2 protein-coding genes and 1 pseudogene are annotated in these 2,044 nt (G+C 57.1%); all 3 read left to right on the forward strand.

Annotated elements, in window-relative coordinates; genetic code table 11:
• Positions 1-57: 57 nt before the first annotated feature.
• Positions 58-216 (forward strand): hypothetical protein, encoded by a 159-nt coding sequence (locus XI03_RS01680; protein ID WP_271591112.1) that lies wholly within the window; start codon positions 58-60, stop codon positions 214-216.
• A gap of 179 nt (positions 217-395) precedes the next feature.
• Positions 396-677 carry a LexA family protein gene (locus XI03_RS01685; RefSeq protein WP_271591113.1) on the forward strand — a complete coding sequence of 94 codons (282 nt, stop codon included), beginning with the start codon at positions 396-398 and terminating at the stop codon, positions 675-677.
• 1,146 nt (positions 678-1,823) lie between these two features.
• A pseudogene (locus XI03_RS01690) lies at positions 1,824-2,044 on the forward strand (GGDEF domain-containing protein); the annotation flags it as partial.

Genomic DNA, 2,044 nt, shown 5'->3' on the forward strand with positions numbered 1-2,044 from the left:
ACATCTTGCAAATGATCCGTGAGTTGGCGCGAGCTCTAACGAGTTGAGGAGCGCGAGATGCCGAAAAGACCGAGCCTACTCTCCTTGGTGTTCTGTGGAGGCGCCTTGCTCATTTTGGTGCCTGCCGTGGTGACCGCGACGATCTACACGACCTTCCATCCTGATCGCCGCGCGACACGTTACGGCCTGCACACTCGCGCTGTCACCAATTCGTGACACGCATTCCGGAGGCTTCAGCTATTCGTCACCTCCATAGCTGCTCCGGTTGCTTCCGGCTGGAGCGGTTGCCGGGTGGGATTTGCACCCACTGGAAAGCGCCGCCTTTGCACGGCGCACACCCGATAACGTACATTCATCCTTTGCTTCCTTGTCGGAAGGCCGGGACGAATCGATCCATGAGTCAAAAATCAGGCGCGCGCTTCACCCAGAAGCAGGGGCACTACCTCGCTTTCATCTACACATATTCCAACATGTTCGGACAACCGCGCGCCGAGAAAGACATCCAGCGCCACTTCCGCGTCAGCCCGCCTTCGGTCCACCAAATGATCATAACTCTCGAACGAAACGGATGCATCCGTCGTCAACCCGGCGTCCCCAGGAGCATCGAAATTCTCGTGCCGCCGGAAAGCTTGCCGATCCTCGAATGGCTTGGAATAAAAACGTCAAAATCACTGTGATGAACCACTGTTCCATGAGGCCGTAAGCCGCGCTACAGATAGTTCACGGGCAAGGCAGCTACCTGGGCAAATGACAGACGATTCGGGATCCGACACAATTCACCGGCGGGCACTGCGACTTCGTCCGCCAAACCACCACGAGGCACGGATCCGAACACACGATCTCCGCCCTTTAGTGCGGACACCTTCTCGCCCAGCTTATCTACAAACCGATAACCCTGAGCGGGCCAGCCAGGGGCGATGACGGCGTCGGACCACGCGCAGGAGCGTTATCCTTACTTACCGGCAACATGAGCCATTTTGCGAAGGCTGCAGGGCAGTCGAACATAGCGAAGCTGGACTGCTGTGATTGTCACCACCCCGTCCGCCGACGACGGTCACAAAAAGCGGCCGCGCTCCAGCCGCTCGGCTTAAAGTGACATGCCCAGTCCTGGCAAGCTCGAAATTTTCGGCCGCCTACAATATCTGGCAGGGGCTTAGCTTAGCCAGCTCATGTATATAGCGAAACCTCTGTCCTGCATTTTGCCCGGGGAGTCGCGCAGAACGGAGGCTACAGGTGGCGTACAAGAAACTTTCAATCAAAGCGGGCTGGCACTCTCGCTGTTGCTCATCACGCGCGCTGGCTCCGAGCCGAACCAGTCCGCGCCGGCCGTCACAGCGGCGCCACCAGTGGGTGGCAAACAGACAGTTTAGTAAGGTAAAGCGTAGAATCCCTTCCTGAAGTGAGCTCGTGACTTCCATCATCCTCCGATGGCCCGTTTTCGAACGGATCGCAGATTGTGACGAGTCGGGGCAGCAGCTGGGATACTGTACTGAACACGCACGATACCCTTACCCTTAGCGGAGCGGGTGGCTGAACGTGATGAGGGCTCGAACACATAACCCGCAACGGCACGTCCTGGATGGCAAGTCTATGCTGGCGGCATCGCAGCCCCGCCCGAATGAGTGCAGCCGATGGCCGGAAACGGAAATCTTGTGACTTCCACGCCGTTCAGCGTGATCACCTGTGCCGGCGTGTTGGATAACCTAAGGCGGAGGCGAACCATGTCACTTTGGTTGTCCAACAGGACTCCAAGGTGCTTGAGAAGGGCCCCGCTAGTTCATGAAAGGACCGCGTGGGATCATCATGGAATGACGGCATAGCATATGAGTACCAATCTTATGTTGCACGAGCCGCCCAGCGCGCTGCGGCTGATCACACAGGCGTATATGAGCCTTCTCATTATTGGCTTCGCCCTGCTGCCCACTCAGTTCATCGCTTACCTCAATTTTCAGCAAGATCCTTCGCTGAAGTTTGAAGACCACCTGTTCCACGAATTCGCCATCGCCATCGCCACCCTGGAGGGACTGTTTGTCACATATGTGAC

Source organism: Bradyrhizobium sp. CCBAU 65884 (genome assembly GCF_028128835.1).
GTDB classification, from domain to species: Bacteria; Pseudomonadota; Alphaproteobacteria; order Rhizobiales; family Xanthobacteraceae; genus Bradyrhizobium; species Bradyrhizobium ottawaense.

Excerpts from the sequence above, each read along its gene's own strand:
- XI03_RS01685 (WP_271591113.1), top strand. The coding sequence starts at position 396 with ATGAGTCAAAAATCAGGCGCGCGCTTCACCCAGAAGCAGGGGCACTAC.
- XI03_RS01680 (WP_271591112.1), top strand. The coding sequence starts at position 58 with ATGCCGAAAAGACCGAGCCTACTCTCCTTGGTGTTCTGTGGAGGCGCC.